Source organism: Streptomyces sp. NPDC001137, assembly GCF_040298885.1.
Classification (GTDB): Bacteria; Actinomycetota; Actinomycetes; order Streptomycetales; family Streptomycetaceae; genus Streptomyces.
In genome coordinates this window covers 87,029-105,870 of sequence record NZ_JBEPBA010000007.1, presented here as the reverse complement: position 1 = coordinate 105,870, position 18,842 = coordinate 87,029, and the positions used below count along the sequence as shown (strand labels likewise).

Annotated in this window: 19 protein-coding genes; 12 read left to right on the top strand and 7 right to left on the bottom strand. The window is 70.4% G+C overall.

Translation table 11 applies throughout. The annotated features are described in order from the left end of the window. Window positions 1-16 precede the first annotated feature (16 nt). Entirely contained in the window at window positions 17-1,462 is a 1,446-nt protein-coding gene (pdxR, locus tag ABT254_RS15955) for a MocR-like pyridoxine biosynthesis transcription factor PdxR (RefSeq protein ID WP_351469418.1), read from the bottom strand. Window positions 1,463-1,509: 47 nt separating this feature from the next. On the opposite strand from pdxR, the gene ABT254_RS15950 reads away from it, so the two are divergent. Beyond that, entirely contained in the window at window positions 1,510-1,989 is a 480-nt protein-coding gene (locus ABT254_RS15950) for a carboxymuconolactone decarboxylase family protein (protein ID WP_351469415.1), read from the top strand. Window positions 1,990-2,004: 15 nt separating this feature from the next. Here ABT254_RS15950 and ABT254_RS15945 read toward each other — a convergent pair whose 3' ends face one another. The 3 genes from ABT254_RS15945 to ABT254_RS15935 form a co-directional block, all read right to left on the bottom strand. Next, window positions 2,005-3,492: a glutamate synthase subunit beta gene (locus tag ABT254_RS15945; RefSeq protein ID WP_351469412.1), complete on the bottom strand. Its 1,488-nt coding sequence runs from the start codon at window positions 3,490-3,492 to the stop codon at window positions 2,005-2,007. Window positions 3,493-3,665: 173 nt separating this feature from the next. Then, window positions 3,666-4,145, bottom strand: coding sequence for an anthrone oxygenase family protein (locus tag ABT254_RS15940; RefSeq protein WP_351469409.1), 480 nt, complete (start codon window positions 4,143-4,145; stop codon window positions 3,666-3,668). 175 nt (window positions 4,146-4,320) lie between these two features. Continuing rightward, on the bottom strand, window positions 4,321-5,016 hold the full coding sequence (locus ABT254_RS15935) for a DUF2293 domain-containing protein (RefSeq protein WP_351469406.1): 696 nt from the start codon (window positions 5,014-5,016) through the stop codon (window positions 4,321-4,323). A 103-nt stretch (window positions 5,017-5,119) separates the two neighbouring features. Between ABT254_RS15935 and ABT254_RS15930 the strand changes: the two genes are divergently transcribed. The 3 genes from ABT254_RS15930 to ABT254_RS15920 all read left to right on the top strand — a co-directional run bounded on the left by ABT254_RS15930 (window position 5,120) and on the right by ABT254_RS15920 (window position 6,795). Further along, window positions 5,120-5,761: a nucleoside/nucleotide kinase family protein gene (locus tag ABT254_RS15930; RefSeq protein WP_351469403.1), complete on the top strand. Its 642-nt coding sequence runs from the start codon at window positions 5,120-5,122 to the stop codon at window positions 5,759-5,761. Window positions 5,762-5,808: 47 nt separating this feature from the next. Continuing rightward, a complete protein-coding gene (locus ABT254_RS15925) occupies window positions 5,809-6,222 on the top strand; it encodes a PPOX class F420-dependent oxidoreductase (protein ID WP_351469400.1) in 414 nt (137 codons plus the stop codon). A 144-nt stretch (window positions 6,223-6,366) separates the two neighbouring features. Further along, a complete protein-coding gene (locus ABT254_RS15920; protein WP_351469397.1) occupies window positions 6,367-6,795 on the top strand; it encodes a CBS domain-containing protein in 429 nt (142 codons plus the stop codon). An 18-nt stretch (window positions 6,796-6,813) separates the two neighbouring features. Here ABT254_RS15920 and ABT254_RS15915 read toward each other — a convergent pair whose 3' ends face one another. Next, window positions 6,814-7,941, bottom strand: coding sequence for a magnesium and cobalt transport protein CorA (locus tag ABT254_RS15915; RefSeq protein ID WP_351469394.1), 1,128 nt, complete (start codon window positions 7,939-7,941; stop codon window positions 6,814-6,816). 252 nt (window positions 7,942-8,193) lie between these two features. Between ABT254_RS15915 and ABT254_RS15910 the strand changes: the two genes are divergently transcribed. After that, window positions 8,194-8,988, top strand: coding sequence for a class I SAM-dependent methyltransferase (locus tag ABT254_RS15910; protein ID WP_351469391.1), 795 nt, complete (start codon window positions 8,194-8,196; stop codon window positions 8,986-8,988). A gap of 66 nt (window positions 8,989-9,054) precedes the next feature. After that, on the top strand, window positions 9,055-9,483 hold the full coding sequence (locus ABT254_RS15905; RefSeq protein ID WP_351469389.1) for a VOC family protein: 429 nt from the start codon (window positions 9,055-9,057) through the stop codon (window positions 9,481-9,483). 49 nt (window positions 9,484-9,532) lie between these two features. On the opposite strand, the gene ABT254_RS15900 is transcribed toward ABT254_RS15905, so the two are convergent. Together ABT254_RS15900 and ABT254_RS15895 are read right to left on the bottom strand one after the other, a co-directional pair. After that, entirely contained in the window at window positions 9,533-10,087 is a 555-nt protein-coding gene (locus ABT254_RS15900) for a methylated-DNA--[protein]-cysteine S-methyltransferase (RefSeq protein WP_351469386.1), read from the bottom strand. A 46-nt stretch (window positions 10,088-10,133) separates the two neighbouring features. Continuing rightward, the gene (locus ABT254_RS15895) at window positions 10,134-11,009 is read right to left on the bottom strand and encodes a glycerophosphodiester phosphodiesterase (RefSeq protein WP_351469383.1); all 876 of its coding nucleotides are present in this window, start codon (window positions 11,007-11,009) and stop codon (window positions 10,134-10,136) included. Window positions 11,010-11,289: 280 nt separating this feature from the next. Here ABT254_RS15895 and ABT254_RS15890 point away from each other — a divergent pair, with 280 nt between their 5' ends. The 6 genes from ABT254_RS15890 (at window position 11,290) to ABT254_RS15865 (ending at window position 18,816) form a co-directional block, all read left to right on the top strand. Next, window positions 11,290-12,156, top strand: coding sequence for an MHYT domain-containing protein (locus ABT254_RS15890; protein WP_351469380.1), 867 nt, complete (start codon window positions 11,290-11,292; stop codon window positions 12,154-12,156). Between the two features lie 40 nt (window positions 12,157-12,196). After that, complete coding sequence (gene uvrB, locus ABT254_RS15885; protein ID WP_351469377.1) at window positions 12,197-14,335, top strand: excinuclease ABC subunit UvrB; 2,139 nt, start codon at window positions 12,197-12,199, stop codon at window positions 14,333-14,335. Between the two features lie 160 nt (window positions 14,336-14,495). Then, the gene (locus ABT254_RS15880) at window positions 14,496-15,074 is read left to right on the top strand and encodes a TerD family protein (RefSeq protein WP_030933261.1); all 579 of its coding nucleotides are present in this window, start codon (window positions 14,496-14,498) and stop codon (window positions 15,072-15,074) included. An 84-nt stretch (window positions 15,075-15,158) separates the two neighbouring features. Then, the gene (locus ABT254_RS15875) at window positions 15,159-17,156 is read left to right on the top strand and encodes a TerD family protein (RefSeq protein WP_351469374.1); all 1,998 of its coding nucleotides are present in this window, start codon (window positions 15,159-15,161) and stop codon (window positions 17,154-17,156) included. 225 nt (window positions 17,157-17,381) lie between these two features. Further along, window positions 17,382-18,383 carry a TerC/Alx family metal homeostasis membrane protein gene (locus ABT254_RS15870; protein ID WP_351469371.1) on the top strand — a complete coding sequence of 334 codons (1,002 nt, stop codon included), beginning with the start codon at window positions 17,382-17,384 and terminating at the stop codon, window positions 18,381-18,383. 130 nt (window positions 18,384-18,513) lie between these two features. Then, a complete protein-coding gene (locus ABT254_RS15865) occupies window positions 18,514-18,816 on the top strand; it encodes a hypothetical protein (protein ID WP_351469368.1) in 303 nt (100 codons plus the stop codon). Window positions 18,817-18,842 lie beyond the last annotated feature (26 nt).

Genomic DNA, 18,842 nt, shown 5'->3' with positions numbered 1-18,842 from the left:
CCGCGGGGTCGGCGGCTCATCCGGACGCGGGACGCGGCTTGTCCGCCTCCGGCGGCAGCACCCCGCACAGTGCCTCCAACGCCGCCCCGTAGGCATGCTCGGAGGGCGTCGCATAGCCCACGACCAGACCGTCCTGGGTCGTCATGTCCGCGGCCGGGTGGCGAAATTCGGCCAGTCCGTCCAGGGCGACGCCCTGCCAGGCGGCGGCCTTGAGGACGGACCGTTCGGTGCCGGGCGGCAGTCGCAGAACCGCGTGCAGGCCCGCCGCGACCCCGGTGACCTCGATGTGCGGTGCGTGCGTGGCGAGTGCCGCGACGAGGCGGTCACGGCGGCTGCGGTACCGCTGCCGCATGCGCCGTACATGACGGTCGTACGAGCCGCAGGCGATGAAGTCGGCGAGGCTCAGCTGGTCGAGGACGCTCGCCCAGGCCTCGCGCTCGCCCTTGGCCGCGAGCACCCCGTCCACGTACCGCCCGGGCAGCACCATCCAGCCCAGCCGCACGGCCGGCGACAGACTCTTGCTGACCGAGCCGAGGAGGATCACCCGCTCGGGGTCGAGCCCCTGGACCGCCCCGACGGGCCTGCGGTCGTAACGGAAGTCCCCGTCGTAGTCGTCCTCCACCACCACACCGCCACGCGCGCGTGCCCAGTCCACCACCGCGGCTCTGCGCTCCGCGTGCAACGGCCCTCCGGTGGGGAACTGGTGCGCGGGCGTGAGCAGAACGGCCCGCTCCCGCGCCAGCCGGTCCACGCGTGCGCCCTGTTCGTCCAGGGGGAGCGGTACGGTCCGCACGCCCTCGGCCGCCAGCAGCTCACGGTGGAACGGCAGCCCGTACGCCTCCACGGCCAGCGGTCCGGCGAGGACCCGGTCCCGGCCGCCGAAGAGCAGCCGCAGCCCGTGCGCGAAACCGGAGCAGATCACGATCCTGTCCGGCTCGGTGCGCACTCCACGCGCGCGTGCCAGATACTCCGTGAGCGCCTCCCTGAGCTCGATCCGCCCGGCGGGATCACCGGGGCCGAACACCTCGTTGGGCGCCTGCTGCAGGGCCCGCCGGTAGGACGCCAGCCAGGCCGCGCGCGGGAACGTGGACGCGTCCGGGGTGCCCTGGCGCAGATCGTGGCGAGGGGCACGCGCGCGTGGCGGCGTCTTTCCCGGCGACCGCCCGGCAGGCCGCAGAGGTGCGGCACGGTGTGCGACCCGGGTGCCGGAGCCCTGCCGGGCGCTCAGCCAGCCCTCCGCCACCAGCTCCGCGTACGCGTCGGCCACCGTGTTGCGGGCGACGCCGAGGTCGGCGGCGAGCGAGCGGTAGGGCGGCAGCCGGGTTCCGGGAGCGAGCCGCCCCTGCCGCACGGCCTCGCGCAGCGCCCCGATCAGCGCGGCCCGCCGCCCACCCGCCCCCGCCAGCTCCAGATGCAGGTCGGCCCCGATCCGCTCCGCGGAATTGACCCATGCTTTCGCCATAAAAATGCACCATAGCGTGGGTCTTTCCACCGCGTAGGTTGAAGCACATGACGACGAACACGACACACATCACCACGGGTCGCCTCGACTTCGCGAAGTCCGCCCCGAAGGTCTTCCGCGCGCTCATCGGCTTCGACGCCGCCGCCCGCGAGGGACTCGACCCGGCCCTCGTCGAACTGATCCAGATCCGCGCCTCGCACCTCAACCGCTGCGCGTACTGTCTGCACATGCACACGGGCGACGCCCGCAAGGCCGGCGAGAGCGAGGACCGGCTGCACATGGTCGCCGTCTGGCGCGAGGCCCGCCACTTCTTCACCGAGCGGGAACAGGCCGCTCTCGCCCTGACCGAGGCGGTGACGCTGGTGGCCGACGGCGGCGTCCCGGACGAGGTCTACGCGCAGGCCGCGGCCCAGTTCGACGAGGACGAACTGGCCCACGTCCTCGCCCTGATCCTCACGATCAACACCTGGAACCGGGTGGCGCTTTCGACGGCCAAGGTGGCGGGGACGGACGAGCGGCGCCGCTAGAGGGATCGACGGTTGCTACACCGTCATCGGACGGTCGTACGGCCCGATGGGCGCCGGCAGCCGCGAACTCCCCGTCAGATAACGGTCGACGGCCGCCGCCACCGCCCGCCCCTCCGCGATCGCCCACACGATCAGCGACTGCCCCCGTGCGGCGTCCCCGGCCGCGAACACGCCGGACACGTTCGTCGCGAACCCCGCGTCGCGGGTGATCGTCCCGCGGGGCTCCATCGCCAGCCCGAGCTGGTCGACGAGCCCGTCCCCCCGGTCGGGTCCCGAGAAGCCGAGCGCGAGCAGCACGAGGTCGGCGGGGAGCGTCCGCCCGGTGCCGGGCCGTGGACGCCGGGCCGCATCCACCTCGACCAGGTGCAGCGACCGCACATGCCCGCTCTCGTCGCCGGTGAAGCGGAGCGTGGACGCCGCGAACAGCCGCGCGTCCGCGTCCGCCGCCGGCGCCGTCTCCAGATCCCGGGCCTCCTCGTGGGCGGCCGACAGCCGGTAGAGCTTCGGGTACGTCGGCCAGGGCTCGGTGTCCTCGTCGCGCGCGGCGCCGGGCTGGGCGTAGATGTCCAACTGCGTGACGGACGCGGCCCCTTCACGCACCGCGGTCCCCAGACAGTCCGCGCCGGTGTCACCGCCGCCGACGATGACGACGTGCTTCCCGGCGGCGGACATCGGGGAGCTCTCCAGGTCCCCTGCGCACACCCGGTTGGCCAGCGGCAGATACTCCATCGCCTGCTGTATCCCGGCCAACTCCCGTCCGGGAATGGGCAGTTCACGCCAGGCGGTCGCCCCTGTCGCGATCACCACGGCGTCGTACCGGGCCCGCAACTCCGCCGCTCCGACGTCCCGCCCGACCGCCGTCGACGTACGGAACTTGGTCCCCTCGGCGCGCATCTGCTCCAGCCGACGGTCCAGATGGTGCTTCTCCATCTTGAACTCGGGAATGCCGTACCGCATCAGCCCGCCGAGCCGGTCGTCCTTCTCGTACACGGCGACCGTGTGCCCGGCCCGTGTCAGCTGCTGGGCCGCGGCCAGCCCGGTCGGCCCGGACCCGATCACCGCGACGGTCCGCCCGGAGAGCCGGTCCGGCGGCCGCGGGGGCGCGAACCCCAGCTCCCAGGCCCGGTCCGCGATGGCGACTTCGACGTTCTTGATCGTGACCGCGGGCTGGTTGATGGCCAGTACACACCCCGCCTCGCACGGCGCGGGACACAACCGCCCGGTGAACTCGGGGAAGTTGTTGGTGGCATGCAGCCGGTCGGCCGCCTGCCGCCAGTCGTCCCGGCTGACCAGGTCGTTCCACTCCGGTATCAGATTGCCGAGCGGGCAGGCGTCGTGGCAGAACGGTATGCCGCAGTCCATGCACCGGTCGGCCTGTTTGTTGATGATGGGCAGCAGCGCCCCGGGGACGTAGACCTCGTCCCAGTCCTGGACCCGTTCCGCGACCGGGCGGCGGGGCCAGTCCTGGCGAGGCGTGGTCATGAATCCCTTGGGATCGGCCATGGCCGTCTTCCTTGCCTACGCATGCGACGAGCCGTGCGTCATCGGGCGGCACTCTTTCGGCCACGATACGACTCCCCGGCCCCGTGCGCAGAGGGGACGGACAGCGCTTTCCGCCCGTCTTTCCCAGAGCTCCCCCGAGATCCGCCCGGAATTCCTGAGCACCCTCCGCACTCTCAGGTCAGCGCCAGCACATACGCCACCGCCGAACCTGCCGAGGCGACCATCCTCACGTGATTCCAGAACGTCCACTCGCGTATGTACGACGGCCAGTACGCGGCGGCTTCGGGGGTGCCCGGGTCCAGCCTGGCCAGCGCGTCGTTGCGGGGCACGTTCGCGACCATGGTCACCCCGAACGAGCCGAACAGATACAGCGCGCTGCCCAGCAGCAGCTCCACCCTCCCGTCGTCCGGCCACAGCACGAACGTCACCACGGCGAGCACGGCGCACAGCACCGCCGACCCCACGAACACCAGCATGAACGCCGGCATCACCGCGGTCACGTTGATCGCGTTCATCGCGGCCACACCCTGCGCGGGCGGCAGCGCGGCGAGCCCCCTCATCACGAACGTCGAGAAGCCGCAGAAAACCCCGGCCACCAGACCGGTCCCGAGCACCCCCAGCACCGTCAGCCAGAAATACGGTCCATCGATCATGTCGTCAACTCCCGCGTAGAGCCGAGATCTTCCCCGGCACCCCCCGTCACCACAAGTGAATTCCCGTACGAGCACAGTGACCATGGCCGAAGAACGCGGTCACATACGCATGCGTCCAGCGCCCCGCGCTCTCGCCGACCGATCCCGCCCTTCGCCGGCGGCACCCGGCCGGGCGTCAACCGGCCACCGCCTCTTCCGTGCGCCACCCCCGCAGCACCGTCTCCACCGCCGCCCTGATCCGCCGCCGAGCCTCGTGCCGCGGTACTCCGCTCATCAGCAGCTGGTCGTACGGCGTGTCCGTGTGCCGTACGGACGCCGCGACCGCCGAGACCACCGCCCCCTCGGACAGCGCCCGTCCCGCCGCGCTGCGGCCCACCCGCCCGCTGCCCCGCACCGACGCATGCGCCGCGATCGCCCGGGCCCGCTCCGCGGGGCACCCGGGAAACAGCCGTCGTATCTCCGCCGCGAACGCCTCCGTGAAGCGCTGGTCCTCCGCGATCCGCCGCCGGGCGTCCCGCACCCGGCGCCGCCGCCGCGCCTCCGCGTCCGCCAGGCACCGCTCCTCGGCACGGGCGAGCCCCGCCTCCTCGACCAGGACGCCCTGCCGCTCGTACCGCGACTTGCGCCGGTTGAAGCGCACCACGACCGCCGACAGCGCACTCTCCTCCCGAGACCGCCGGGTCAGCGCGGTGTCGCCGCGCGGCAGGAACACCAGATGCCCGAGGTCGGCACAGTCGAGACAGCGCGGGGCCCCCTCCTCCAGCACGAGCAGCGGCAACGGCCCCGCATGGCACTCCCCGCAGTGCCGTCTCTTGATCGGCTGGAAGACGACAATCCCGGTGTGGGGCGCAGGAGTTGCAAGACGTGCCATACGTGTTTCCTTCCCCTCCGGGGCACCGCGGACTACCGCGAAATCGCGCCCACCGACCCCTCTCGTCGGCCCGAGACGCATCCGGGTCGACGACTGACGCATCATGGGCCGTGTGCGACTCGAAGCGATCACCTGGGACCGGCTCGGCGACCTCCTGGCCGAGCGCCTGCTCGACCTCAAGCCCGCGGACGGCAGCCCCTGGCCCCGCATCGCCTTCGACGGAGCCCCGGCGGCCCGCCCGGGAGACCTCGCCGAACGCGTCGCCGAGGCCCTGCGGGTACGCGGCCGCCCCTCGCTGACCGTCGGCGCGGAGGGCTTTCTGCGGCCCGCCTCCGTCCGCCTCGAGTACGGCCACCACGACGTCGACGCCTATTACGACGGCTGGCTGGACACCGGCGCCCTGTGGCGCGAGGTGTTCGGCCCCCTCGAACCCGGCAGCGACGGCCGCGTCCTGCCCGACCTGTGGGACCCGGTCACCGACCGCGCCACCCGCACTCCCTACACCCAACTCCCGCCCGGCGGCTTCCTGTTGCTGCACGGCCCCCTCCTGCTGCGCCACTGGTTCCCCTTCGACCTCACCGTCCATGTCCTCCTCTCGCCCGGCGCCCTCCGTCGCCGCACCCCCGAGGCCGACCACTGGACCCTCCCCGCCTTCGAGCGCTATGCGCACGAGACCGACCCGGCCGGCACGGCCGACGTCCTGGTGCGGGCCGACGACCCGCGCCATCCCGCGTGGCGGGGCTGATCGACAAACCCCTTTTATATGCACGCGCATATAGTTACTGTGGTCCCATGACGACCTTCTCGAACGATCCCGTCCCCTTCGCCGACTCCGTCCGCGCCCTCCTCGACGGCAAGAACTTCGCCAGCGTCGCCACCCTCGGCCCCGACGGCGCCCCGCAGAACTCGGTGGTCTGGATCAAGCGCGAGGGCGACACCGTGCTCTTCTCCTCCACCGACGGACGCCAGAAGGTGCGCAACCTCCGCCGCGACCCCCGCATCAGCCTCTCGGTCTTCGACCTCGCCGACCCCTACACCTCGGTCGAGATCCGCGGCACCGCCGAGATCCTCCCCGACGAGGGCAAGCGGCTCCCGTACGAGCTCTCGCACAAGTACCTCGGCATCGACCCGCCCGGTGAGAAGGACGACGAGGTCCGCGTGATCATCCGTATCGTCCCGCGGAAGATCGTGGGTTTCTCGGCCTGAGGTCCCCGGGACGGCGCTGCACGGCCGTCCGCCACCGCGGAGTTCCGGGTGCAGGTGCCGGGCCGCGCGGCGAGAATGTAGGGCGCCGGGACTAGCGGTGCGTCCCCGCACCGCGCCGGCCGTCCGGCACCGGGAGGTACTCCAATGACCACCGCCGGAGACATCATGCACCGCGGCGCCCAGTGGATCCCCGCCCACGAGACACTGGACCGCGCGGCCCAGCTGATGCGCGAACTGAACGTCGGCGCCTTGCCCATCAGCGACCAGAACGAGCGGCTCTGCGGCATCCTCACCGACCGCGACATCGTCGTCGGCTGCGTGGCCATGGGCCACGACCCGGCCAAGGTCACCGCCGGCGAGATGGCCCACGGCACCCCCCGCTGGATCGACGCGAACGCCGACGTGAGCGACGTGCTCCGCGAGATGCAGGACCACCAGATCCGCCGGCTCCCCGTCATCGAGAACAAGCGGCTGGTCGGCATGATCAGCGAGGCCGACGTGGCCCGGCACCTGACGGAGGAGCAGATCGCCGACTTCGCCCACAGCGTGTACGCGCGGAGCACCACGCGCTGACCCGCCCGACGGAGCGCCTCACAGCCAGCCGCTGCGCCTGAAGCCGCGGTACAGCGCCAGGCACGCGACCGCCATCACACCTATGACCAGGGGGTATCCCAACCTCCAGTGCAGCTCCGGCATGTGATCGAAGTTCATGCCGTACACACCGCAGACCATCGTCGGTACGGCGATCACCGCGGCCCAGGCCGTGATCTTCCGCATGTCCTCGTTCTGTGCGACCGTGACCTGCGCGAGATGGGCCTGCAGGATCGAGTTGAGCAGTTCGTCGAAGGAGGCGATCTGCTCCTTCGCCCGCATGAGATGGTCGAGGACGTCCCTGAAGTAGGCCTGTATCTCCGGGTCGACCACCCGGATCGGCCGGGTGGCCAGGTCCTCGACGGGGCGGCCGAGAGGGACCACCGCCCGCTTCAGCTCGAGGAGTTCACGCTTGAGCTGGTAGATCCTGCCCGGGTCGGCCCGCGCGCCGTTCTCCGCGAAGACGTCCATCTCCACCTGGTCGATGTCCGCCTGCACCGAGTCGGTGACGAGCAGATAGTCGTCGACCACATGGTCCGCGATCGCATGCAGCACCGCGGCCGGCCCCTTCGCCAGCTGCTGCGGGTCGGCCTCCAGCTCCTCGCGCAGCGGGCCCAGCGAACCATGCATCCCGTGCCGGACCGTGATCACGAAGTCCCCGCCGACGAACACCATGATCTCGCCGGTGTTCACCACCTCGCTGGTCGCCGTCAACTCCTCGTGCTCGACGTAGCAGACCGTCTTGAACACGGCGAACAGCGTCTCGCCGTACCGCTCCAGCTTCGGGCGCTGATGGGCCTCGACGGCGTCCTCGACCGCCAGCGGATGCAGATCGAAGAGCTCGGCGATGCCCGCGAACTCCTGGTCCGTCGGCTCGTGCAGACCCAGCCACACGAACCCGTCGCCGTGTTTGCGCACCCGCTCCACGGCGTCGACCAGATCACTGCCCCCGGGCACCCGCGCACCCTCGCGATACGTCACGCAGTTCACCACCGAGGAACCCAGCGGGGACCGGGCCGGGTGACTCAGGTCGACGCGTGGCCGCCGCCTGGCCAGCCGTGCCACCTTGCGCAGGCCGCCGACCCCACTGAGGTGGGTGACCTTGCGCAGATTCCCTGCCATGGACATCTGGATCTCCTTGCGTGGATCTCCGGGCTCGATGCGCGGTTCGCGGTCCGCCCCCGTGGTGAGCCGCCTGTCAGTGCCTTGGCGCGCCAGTGTGCCAGGTCTGCGTAAGGGGCGGGTGAGCCTGTGGGAGCAGGGCATTCCGGTTGGTTCCCGCCTGTGGACGAAGGGCTTGCCGACAGAACGTCTGCCCAGCTCGCCGCTGGTGACTCGTCGACCGCATCCGGCAAGCAGGGCAACTGGGATGATCGCCTCATGAAGCGATCCGACGGCTATCTCCTCGACAACCGGCAGACCGAGGCAGCAGAGCGCTTCGACGCCTTCGCAGGCCTCTTCGATCCCACCACCTTCCGGCACCTCGAAACGCTCGGCATCGGCTCCGGATGGCGCTGCTGGGAGGTCGGAGCGGGCGGCACCTCCGTGGTGTCCTGGCTGGCCGAGAAGGTCGGCCCTGCCGGCCAGGTCGTCGCCACCGACATCGACACCTCGCTGCTCGCCTCGGTGGCCCGCCCGCCGGTGGACGTGCGCGTCCACGACGTGGGCGCCGAGGAACCGCCGGGCGAGGGCTTCGACCTGGTGCACGCCCGGCTGGTCCTCGTCCATGTGCCGGACCGCGAACGGGCGTTGCGTTCGATGATCAAGGCCCTGCGGCCCGGCGGCCGGCTCCTGATCGAGGATGCCGACCCCGCCCTGCAACCCCTGGTCTGTCCCGACGAGCACGGCGCTGAGCAGCAACTCGCCAACCGTCTGCGGCACGGATTCCGCCGGCTGCTCGCCGAGCGTGGCGCCGACCTCTCCTACGGCCGCCGCCTGCCGCGCCTGCTCCGCGAGGCCGGCCTGCACGGCGTCGAGGCCGAGGCGTACTTCCCCCTCGCCTCCCCGGCCTGCGCCGCCCTCGAATCGGCCACGATCCGCCAGATCCGCGACAGCCTCGTCGCCGCGGACCTCGCCACGAACGAGGACATCGACCGCCACCTGGCGAACATCGAGGCCGGCGGCATGGACCTGGCCACGGCCCCGATGATCTCGGCGTGGGGGAGCAAGGCATAGTCCCGCGGCGCTGAGCTCCGGTCACACCCTTGCGGCCCCGGGGGAGGCGGTACCAGCCTGAAGAACATGACGGACAACACGACACGTCTCGACCATGTCGTCCTGTGGGTGCACGACCCCGTCGCCGCGGCCGACTTCTATGAGAAGGCGGTCGGACTGCGCCCCCTGAGGATCACCGAGTTCTCCGCGGGGAAGGCGTCGTTCCCCTCGGTACGGCTCAACGACGAGACCATCCTCGACCTCATGCCCCAGTCCATGGCGGAGCGCATGAAGATGCTCCCCGGCGCCGCCGACAGCGCGGGCCATCCCGTCAACCACGTCTGCCTGGCCCTGCCGGGCGACGACTTCGACGCCCTGCACAGCCGCCTCGAGGAACGCGCCGTCCCCGTCTCGGAGTTCTCCTACGACTCCTACGGCGCCCGCGGGAAGGCCAGGCGCAGCTTCTACTTCCGTGACCCGGACGGAAACGTCTTCGAGGCCCGGCACTACGACTAGCCGTGCGCCCCGGCGGACCAGCTGCGGCTGTGGGCATGGAGCCCGGGGCTCAGAACAGGGGCTCGGGCAGTACCCCCTCCAGTGCGAGCAGCTTGCGCTTCGTCTCAAGGCCGCCCCCGAACCCGCCGATGCCCCCGTCGCTCTCCACCACCCGGTGACAGGGCACGACGACCGGCAGCGGATTGGACCCCATCGCCACCCCCACCGCCTGGGCCGCGCCCGGCTGCCCCACCCGCCCGGCCAGGTCGCCGTAGCCCACGACCGCGCCGTACGGCACCCCCGAGGCCAGCTCGCGCAGGACCTGCCGGTTGAAGCCCGAGATCAGCGACCAGTCCAGCGGCAGCTCGAAGTCGCGCCGCTCGCCCGCGAAGTACGCCTCGACCTGGCGTATCGCCTCGGCCAGCAGGGGCGAGTCGGGTGCCTCGACGGGCTCGCTGCCCAGCCGGGACGCCAGCCGCTCGAGCGCCCTGTCGCGCACCGCGTCCGTGGCGTGGAACACGACGTTGACCAGGCCCTCGCGGGTCGCGGCCAGCAGCAGCGGACCGATCCCGGTACCGACCACCGCCCACACGACCTGCTGTTCGTACTGCCCATCGCTGTCCATGCGCCCACCGTACGACCCGCCACTGACAACGCCCGGGGAACGGGCCTCAGGGCGCCTGCAGCGCGGCCCGGACCACGTCGGGCTCGTTGGTGATGATGCCGTCCACGCCGTACCGGGTGACCTGCCGGGCGGTGTCCGCGTCGTTCACGGTCCATGTGAAGACGTCGAGCGGCTTGCCGTGCGGCCCCGTGAAGGCGTGCACGGCGGCGACGTAAGCCATGGAGATGGAGCCGAACGAGGGATTGATCCCGTCGGTGAAGCGCGCGTAGGCGGGCAGGTCCGAGACGTGCGGGGTGCCGAGGAAGCTCGTCCTGACGGCCGGTCTCAGGTCGTGGACGATCCGCAGGCTGTCCGCGCTGAAGCTCTGCACGACGAGCCGGTCGGCCAGGTGCTGCCGGTCGAGCCAGCCGTCGTTGCCGAGCACCTTGAGGGTCTGCTGTTCGATGCCCGGATACAGCTCGGGATTCTTGATCTCCAGCAGCAGCTTCTGGTGGTTGTGCTCGACCCGGCGCATGTACTCGTCCAGCGTCGGCACGCGCGCCCCCGCATACCGGCGGCCGAACCAGCTCCCCGCATCGAGGCGTGCGATCTCGGCCGCGGTGAAGTCCTTCACCTCCCAGGACGTCCGGCAGGGGAAGACCTCCTCGACGTCGGTCGTGCGCTGCAGGCTGTCGTCGTGGATGACGACGAGCTCGCCGTCCTTGGTGCGCTGGACGTCGTTCTCCACCCAGGGGATGCCCAGCCGGGCCGCCTTGTCGATGGAGGCCAGGGTGTTCTCGGGCGCGTAGGCGGACGCCCCCCGGTGCCCGATGACCAGCGGTCGTTCGTCGACGTCGCCGGCCCGCGCGGCGGAGCCGGGCAGCAGGAGGCCGGCGGTCCCCAGGAGCGCGGTGGCGAAGGCGGCGACTGCGCGCGCGTACATGCGTACTCCTCGTGTCGTATGAACACGGACAGCTCAACTGTGACAGCAGAGCGTCAACGACGGGGGAGTACAGAACGACCACACATTGAACGCAGTCGCCCAAGTCCGCTCACTCCGGCCGCACAACTGGGGCAACGACGTGTTTCTTTGCCGGAAAATCGTTCGACCATTCTGGTGGGAGTCATACTCTCTGCCTCAACCCTGACCGCTCGGGCGGTCCTGGGAGGGGGCGCATTTCAGAGAATTCCGGGACGTAAGAGGGCGGGAAGGGCAGCCGCGCATGCAAGGCACGGTCGACGGATTCAGCTACGGACTCGTCACACCGGTGGTGGCCTATCTCATGGCCTCCCTCGGTGGTGCCCTGGGGCTGCGCTGCACGACCAGATCCATGCTCGTCGCCCACTCCTGGCGGCCCGGCTGGCTGGCCCTCGGGGCGGCGGCCATCGGCTCCGGCATATGGACCATGCACTTCGTCGCGATGATGGGGTTCACGGTCAAACAGGCGCCGATCCACTACGACCAGCCGACCACGTTCGCCAGCCTCGGCGTCGCCATTGTCATGGTCGGTGTCGGGATCTTCATCGTCGGTTACAAGGGCGCGAAGGGAACGGCCCTGTTCACCGGGGGCACGATCACCGGCCTGGGAATCGCCTCGATGCACTATCTGGGCATGGCGGGAATGCGCCTGAACGGAAAGCTGGGATACGACACGGTGACCGTCTCCGCCTCCGTCGTCATCGCGATGGTGGCCGCGACCGCCGCCCTGTGGGCGGCCGGACAGGTCAGGGGCTTCCTGTGGAGCGTGGGCGCGAGCCTCGTCATGGGACTCGCCGTCAGCGGCATGCACTACACGGGCATGGCGGCACTCAGCGTCCATCTCCACAACACGGCCGCTCCGGCCTCCGGGGACTCGCCCGCCGCACTGCTGTGGCCCATGCTGGTCGGCCCGCTCGCCTTTCTCCTGCTGGCCGCCGTGGTCGTGATGTTCGACCCGCTGATGGTCATGGGCAAGCCCGCCGTCACCCCCGTCGAGAGCAAGCCGGGCGTCCCGGCCCACCCGGCCGTCCACCACCCGGCCCACCACCTCCCGCCCCGCCCGGCCCGGCAGCCCGGCCGAAGCACCTCCCGTACCCCGCAGAACCGCTGATCGGCCCGCGTTGTCAGTGCCGGGTCGTACGGTTGATTCCATGCGGCCCGTTTCCAACATCGAACGCACGGTGGCGCCCTTCGAGGTCGTCAGCCCCTACCAGCCCAGCGGCGACCAGCCGCAGGCCATCGCCGAGCTCGCCCGGCGCATCGAGGCAGGCGAGAAGGACGTCGTTCTGCTCGGCGCGACCGGCACCGGCAAGTCCGCCACCACGGCGTGGATGATCGAGAAGCTCCAGCGCCCCACCCTGGTGATGGCGCCGAACAAGACCCTGGCCGCCCAGCTGGCGAACGAGTTCCGCGAGCTGCTGCCGAACAACGCGGTCGAGTACTTCGTCTCGTACTACGACTACTACCAGCCCGAGGCATACGTCCCGCAGTCGGACACCTACATCGAGAAGGACTCCTCGATCAACGAGGAGGTCGAGCGCCTGCGTCACTCGGCGACGAACTCGCTGCTCACCCGCCGAGACGTCGTCGTGGTCGCCTCGGTGTCCTGCATCTACGGCCTCGGCACGCCGCAGGAGTACGTGGACCGCATGGTCCCCCTCAGGGTCGGCGACGAGATCGACCGCGACCAGCTGCTGCGCCGCTTCGTCGACATCCAGTACACGCGCAACGACCTGGCCTTCACCCGGGGCACCTTCCGCGTCCGCGGCGACACCATCGAGATCTTCCCGGTCTACGAGGAACTCGCCGTCCGCATCGAGATGTTCGGCGACGAGATCGAGGCGCTGTCCACGCTCCACCCGATCACCGGCGAGATCATCAGCGACGACCAGCAGCTGTACGTCTTCCCGGCGTCCCACTACGTCGCAGGGCCCGAACGCATGGAGCGGGCCATCAACGACATCGAGAAGGAGCTCGGCGAGCGGCTGGCCGAACTGGAGAAGCAGGGCAAGCTCCTGGAGGCCCAGCGCCTGCGGATGCGGACGACGTACGACCTCGAGATGCTCCGCCAGATCGGCTCCTGCTCCGGCGTGGAGAACTACTCGATGCACTTCGACGGCCGGCAGCCCGGCTCCCCGCCCAACACCCTGCTGGACTACTTCCCGGACGACTTCCTGCTGGTCATCGACGAGTCCCACAACACCGTCCCGCAGATCGGCGCGATGTACGAGGGCGACGCCTCCCGCAAGCGCACCCTCGTCGACCACGGCTTCCGCCTGCCCTCCGCCCTCGACAACCGCCCGCTGAAGTGGGAGGAGTTCCAGGAGCGCATCGGGCAGACGGTCTATCTGTCGGCGACCCCGGGCAAGTACGAGCTCTCGCGCGCGGACGGCGCCGTCGAGCAGATCATCCGCCCCACCGGTCTGATCGACCCGGAGGTCGTGGTCAAGCCCACCGAGGGCCAGATCGACGACCTGGTGCACGAGATCCGCACCCGCACCGAGAAGGACGAGCGCGTCCTGGTCACCACGCTCACCAAGAAGATGGCCGAGGACCTCACGGACTACTTCCTGGAACTGGGCATCCAGGTCCGCTATCTGCACAGCGACGTCGACACCCTGCGCCGCGTCGAGCTGCTGCGCGAACTGCGCTCCGGCGAGTTCGACGTCCTGGTCGGCATCAACCTGCTGCGCGAGGGCCTCGACCTGCCCGAGGTGTCCCTGGTGGCCATCCTCGACGCCGACAAGGAAGGCTTCCTGCGCTCCGGTACGTCGCTGATCCAGACCATCGGCCGCGCCGCCCGCAACGTCTCCGGCCAGGTCCACATGTACGCCGACAAGATCACCCCGGCGATGGAGAAGGCCATCGAGGAGACCAACCGCCGCCGGGAGAAGCAGGTCGCTTACAACACGGCCAACGGAATCGACCCCCAGCCGCTCCGCAAGAAGATCAACGACATCGTCGCCCAGATCGCCCGCGAGGACGTCGACACGGAGCAGCTGCTCGGCTCGGGCTACCGCAAGCTGAAGGACGGCAAGGGCGCCAAGGCACCCGTGCCCGCCCTCGGCTCCAAAGCGGCCGGAGGGGCCAAGGCCGCCAAGGGCAAGGCGAAGGCGACGGTCCCGACCGACCGTCCCGCCGCCGAACTCGCCGAGCAGATCGAGGAGATGACGGCGCGCATGCGCGCTGCCGCCGCCGACCTCCAGTTCGAGATCGCGGCCCGGCTGCGTGACGAGGTCTCCGAGATGAAGAAGGAACTGCGGCAGATGCGGGAGGCGGGCCTGGCCTGACCGCCCGCTGCCGCTGCCGGATCTCGGCCCGTGTGCCCTGTGTTGCAAGACCGACACAAAGTACGGGTCGGGGTGAGGCAGTCCCGGCGGCCCTGCGTAGGGTTTTGGGCAACCGCGGACTTTGCGGCAACAGGGGACAGTTCGAGAGGGGAATCAGCGCGTGACCGTCAACATGACCAAGGGTCAGGCCATCAGTCTGCAGAAGAACGACGGGGGCAGCCTGACCGCGGTCCGCATGGGTCTCGGCTGGCAGGCGGCTCCCCGGCGCGGCCTGTTCGGCTCGCGCACCCGGGAGATCGACCTGGACGCCTCCGCCGTCCTGTTCGCCGACAAGCAGCCGGTCGACGTCGTCTTCTTCCGCCACCTGGTGAGCGACGACGGCTCCGTGCGCCACACCGGTGACAACCTGGTCGGCGGCGTGGGCCAGGGCGGCGACGACGAGGCGATCCTGGTGGACCTGGCGCGCATCCCGGTCCACATCGACCAGATCGTCTTCACCGTGAACTCGTTCACCGGCCAGACGTTCCAGGAGGTGCAGAACGCGTTCTGCCGCCTGGTCGACGAGACCAACGGCCAGGAGCTCGCCCGCTACACGCTGGCGGGCGGCGGCGCCTACACGGCCCAGATCATGGCGAAGGTGCACCGCTCGGGCCCGGGCTGGACGATGACGGCCCTCGGCACCCCTGCCAACGGCCGCACCTTCCAGGACCTGATGCCGGCGATCCTGCCGCACCTGTAGAACCCACCCCGTCAGGGCCTGCCGAGAAGACAGGCCCTGACGGCACACGACACGACACACCAGCGACACAGGGGGACGAGGGCGATGACGGCCGAGCTGGTGCGGGGGCAGAACCACCCGCTCTCCCAGTCCCGTCTGGAGATCCGGGTCGCGGCCGGCACGCCGATCGTGGCCTCGGCCACGCTCAGCGACGAGAACGGCAGGGCACGCGGTGTCGAGTGGGTGGCCCACCCGGGCGCCCCCACCCTGCCCGGGCTCGAGGTCTCCAAGCAGGCGGCCGCCGACCACCGTCTCGCGGTGGACCTGGACGCCATGCCGGAGGCCGTGCACCGGGTCAATGTGCTGCTCGCCCTGCCCCCGGCGGGAGGGCAGGGCCCGGTCCGCTTCGGTACGGTCGCCGCCCCCTTCGTCGCGGTCACGGGCCTGGACGGCACCGAGGTCGCCAGCTACACGATCACCGGCCTGGACGCCGAGTGCGCCGTCGTCGCCCTTGAGCTCTACCGCCGGCAGGGTGCCTGGAAGGTGCGCGCCGTCGGCCAGGGATATGCGGGCGGCCTGGCCGAGCTCTTCGCCGATCAAGGCCTGCCCGAGGCGCATCGCCTGGCGGGCACCATCAACGAGGCCGTGGCCCAGGGCCTGGCCCGCTCGGTTCCGGCGCCCCCGCAGCGCACCGCGGAGGGGGATCGCACCCGCCAGGCCGCCGCGTCGGCGCACGGACCCGATCAGGGTGGTCCCGCGGCACCCCAGGGCGCGCCCGGTCCCGTACCGCCGCAGCCCACGTCTCCGTATGATCCGGGCGCCCAGCCCGGACACCCGGTGGATCCTTCCGCGGTCACACAGCCGTCCTCGCCCGCCGCGGGCGGCCCGGTCGACTACAGCCACCCGGGCCGACAGGCCGCCGCTCCGCCACCGCCCCCGCCGACCGCGCCCCCGGCCCCGCCCGGACAGCCGGCGCCGCCCATCGCGGGCGACGCGACCGGCTGGTCCATGGACGAGCGGCTGTACAACCAGGTCTGGGGCATGTTCGAGGACCTGGCCCGCACCACGGCCGCCTACCGCAGCGCCGTGGACTTCGCGGATTCACGCATGGAGAAGGAGCTCGACCAGGCGCTGTCCGACCCGCGCAGCAGAATCGGCGGACAGGGCGACGCCGCGCGCGAGGCGGCCCGCGCCAAGCACGCACAGCTCGTCGACCAGGCCAGGGCGGCGCTCGACCGGGACCTCGCCCAGCTCACCGCCGAGGCCGAGGTCGTGGAGCCCGCGCTGCCGCCCGCGTACGCGCGCTGGGACAACCCCGTCTGGCACGGCTACCGGGTGCCGATGGAGATCCCGATGGCCGTGCGCCTGGGCGACCTCTCGCTGCCCGAGAGCGAGCTGCTGCGCATCCCGATGCTGGTCCGCCTGCCGCTCGAACGCGGCCTGTGGATCGACAGCGGACGCCCCGCATCGGTCGACGACCCGTCCGCGAACGCCCATGAGGTGGGGCGCCTCGCGATGGACACCGCGGTGGCGCTCGCGGCACGGCTGCTCGCGGTCTATCCGGCGGGCGAGTTCGCCGTACACGTCATCGACCCGGCCGGCTCCGCGGCGCAGGCGCTCGCACCCCTGGTGCACGCCGGCGTGCTCGCGGCCCCGCCCGCCCTGGGCGCGGCGGGCGTGGCGGACGCCCTGACCCGGCTCACCCAGCGTGTCGACCTGGTGCAGATGGCGGTGCGCGGCGGTGCGGCCGACTCGCTCCCGCCCGGCCTGGACACGGCCCATCAGCTCCTGATCGTCAACGACTTCCCGCACGGCTTCGACGACCGGGCAGTGACCCAGCTGCGCTACCTCGCGGACGAGGGACCGGCCGTGGGCGTCCATCTGATGATGGTCGCGGACCGCGAGGAGGCCGCCGGCTACGGGCCTCTGCTCGACCCCCTGTGGCGTTCGCTGCTGCGCCTGACCCCGCTGCCCGACGACCATCTCGCCGACCCGTGGGTCGGCCATGCCTGGACCTACGAGCCGGCCCTCGTTCCGCCGGGCAGCCAGGTGCTCCAGCAAGTGCTCACCCAGGTGGCATCAGCACGCACCAAGTATCGGTAAAGGCACCCTGAACTGGCACTTTGGCCTTTCCTTTACTAATTGCTTTACCTTCCCTTGGCGATTGGGGTACTGTAGTCCGCACGGAGGGGAGTACTCCCTGTCGACTGCGGCGTACCCGTCAATACGGATCAGAGCTGATCCCGGGGCGTCGGCCCACCCTGGGTGGAAGAGACCTCCGGCAGCGCGACGACGCTGTATCTGCCGTTACGTATTGCCGGAGGCACAGTGGATGTTTCCCCGACCCTGTGGGTCCTGACCATCGTGGGCCTTGCCGCCCTCATCGCGGTCGACTTCTTCATCGGCCGCAAGCCGCACGACGTCTCGATCAAGGAAGCCGGGATCTGGACGGTCGTCTGGATCGCCCTGGCCGGGCTCTTCGGGCTCGGTCTGCTCCTCTTCGGCGGCGGCCGGGCCGGCGGCGAGTTCTTCGCGGGCTTCATCACCGAGAAGTCCCTGAGCGTCGACAACCTCTTCGTCTTCGTGCTGATCATGGCGAAGTTCGCGGTGCCCTCCCAGTACCAGCAGCGGGTGCTGCTCGTCGGCGTCCTCATAGCCCTGGTGCTGCGGGCGATCTTCATCGCGGCCGGTGCGGCGATCCTCGCCAGCTTCGCGTGGGTCTTCTACCTCTTCGGCGCCTTCCTCATCTGGACCGCCTGGAAGCTCATCCAGGAGGCCCGCGCCGATGAGGAGGACGAGGAGTTCGAGGAGAACAAGCTGCTCAAGGCTGCCGAGCGCCGCTTCGGTGTCGCCGACCGCTACCACGGCACCAAGCTGTGGATCCAGCAGAACGGCAAGCGGGTGATGACGCCGATGCTGGTCGTGATGCTGGCGATCGGCACCACCGACGTCCTGTTCGCGCTCGACTCGATCCCCGCGATCTTCGGCCTGACCCAGGATCCGTACATCGTCTTCACCGCCAACGCCTTCGCGCTGATGGGCCTCAGGCAGCTGTACTTCCTCATCGGCGGACTGCTGAAGAAGCTGGTCCACCTCAGCTACGGCCTGTCGATCATCCTCGGCTTCATCGGCGTCAAGCTGGTGCTGCACGCACTGCACGAGTCCGGTGTCCACGTCCCGGAGATCTCCATACCGGTCTCCCTCGGCGTGATCTGCTCGGTCCTCGTCGTCACCACCATCACCAGCCTGCGAGCGTCGAAGAAGCAGGCGGCGGCCGAGGCGGCGCACGGCGAGAGCGAAGGCGCTGCGAAGGACAGCATCCAGGCCTGACTGAGACGGACGTAGAAACAACCACCCCCGGGAGGGGTGCGCGGCGAATTGCCGACCACCCCTCCTGGTGCTTGCTTGTTTCCTGAGCGCGTTCCCCGGCTGGGAGCGCCCTGGCCGGGTGGAGGTACCCATGAAGTTCGTGCAGATCATCACCTTTGAGACCGAGCGTCTGGAGGAGATGCAGCAGCTGGTCCAGGAGGCGAGGGAGCGCAGCGCCGGCCGGGCGGGCGGCCCCACGCACAGCATGCTCCTCAAGGACCGGGACAACCCCCGCCGCTATCTGGCACTGATCGAGTTCGAGTCGTACGAGGACGCGATGCGGAACAGCAACGACCCCGAGACGACCAAGATGGCGGAGCAGATGGGCGCACTGAGCATCGGGGAGCGTACGTTCACCAACTGCGACCTGCTGGAGACGACCGAGCTCAAATAGCCGTGCACCCCCCGAAGGGGCCCCGC

Excerpts from the sequence above, each read along its gene's own strand:
- ABT254_RS15890 (WP_351469380.1), top strand. The coding sequence starts at position 11,290 with ATGCAAGGCACGGTCGACGGATTCAGCTACGGACTCGTCACACCGGTG.
- ABT254_RS15915 (WP_351469394.1), bottom strand. The coding sequence starts at position 7,941 with ATGTCCATGGCAGGGAATCTGCGCAAGGTCACCCACCTCAGTGGGGTC.
- ABT254_RS15935 (WP_351469406.1), bottom strand. The coding sequence starts at position 5,016 with ATGGCACGTCTTGCAACTCCTGCGCCCCACACCGGGATTGTCGTCTTC.
- uvrB (WP_351469377.1), top strand. The coding sequence starts at position 12,197 with ATGCGGCCCGTTTCCAACATCGAACGCACGGTGGCGCCCTTCGAGGTC.
- ABT254_RS15865 (WP_351469368.1), top strand. The coding sequence starts at position 18,514 with ATGAAGTTCGTGCAGATCATCACCTTTGAGACCGAGCGTCTGGAGGAG.
- ABT254_RS15900 (WP_351469386.1), bottom strand. The coding sequence starts at position 10,087 with ATGGACAGCGATGGGCAGTACGAACAGCAGGTCGTGTGGGCGGTGGTC.
- ABT254_RS15910 (WP_351469391.1), top strand. The coding sequence starts at position 8,194 with ATGAAGCGATCCGACGGCTATCTCCTCGACAACCGGCAGACCGAGGCA.
- ABT254_RS15925 (WP_351469400.1), top strand. The coding sequence starts at position 5,809 with ATGACGACCTTCTCGAACGATCCCGTCCCCTTCGCCGACTCCGTCCGC.
- ABT254_RS15895 (WP_351469383.1), bottom strand. The coding sequence starts at position 11,009 with ATGTACGCGCGCGCAGTCGCCGCCTTCGCCACCGCGCTCCTGGGGACC.
- ABT254_RS15930 (WP_351469403.1), top strand. The coding sequence starts at position 5,120 with ATGGGCCGTGTGCGACTCGAAGCGATCACCTGGGACCGGCTCGGCGAC.
- ABT254_RS15920 (WP_351469397.1), top strand. The coding sequence starts at position 6,367 with ATGACCACCGCCGGAGACATCATGCACCGCGGCGCCCAGTGGATCCCC.
- ABT254_RS15945 (WP_351469412.1), bottom strand. The coding sequence starts at position 3,492 with ATGGCCGATCCCAAGGGATTCATGACCACGCCTCGCCAGGACTGGCCC.
- ABT254_RS15940 (WP_351469409.1), bottom strand. The coding sequence starts at position 4,145 with ATGATCGATGGACCGTATTTCTGGCTGACGGTGCTGGGGGTGCTCGGG.
- ABT254_RS15875 (WP_351469374.1), top strand. The coding sequence starts at position 15,159 with ATGACGGCCGAGCTGGTGCGGGGGCAGAACCACCCGCTCTCCCAGTCC.
- pdxR (WP_351469418.1), bottom strand. The coding sequence starts at position 1,462 with ATGGCGAAAGCATGGGTCAATTCCGCGGAGCGGATCGGGGCCGACCTG.
- ABT254_RS15905 (WP_351469389.1), top strand. The coding sequence starts at position 9,055 with ATGACGGACAACACGACACGTCTCGACCATGTCGTCCTGTGGGTGCAC.
- ABT254_RS15950 (WP_351469415.1), top strand. The coding sequence starts at position 1,510 with ATGACGACGAACACGACACACATCACCACGGGTCGCCTCGACTTCGCG.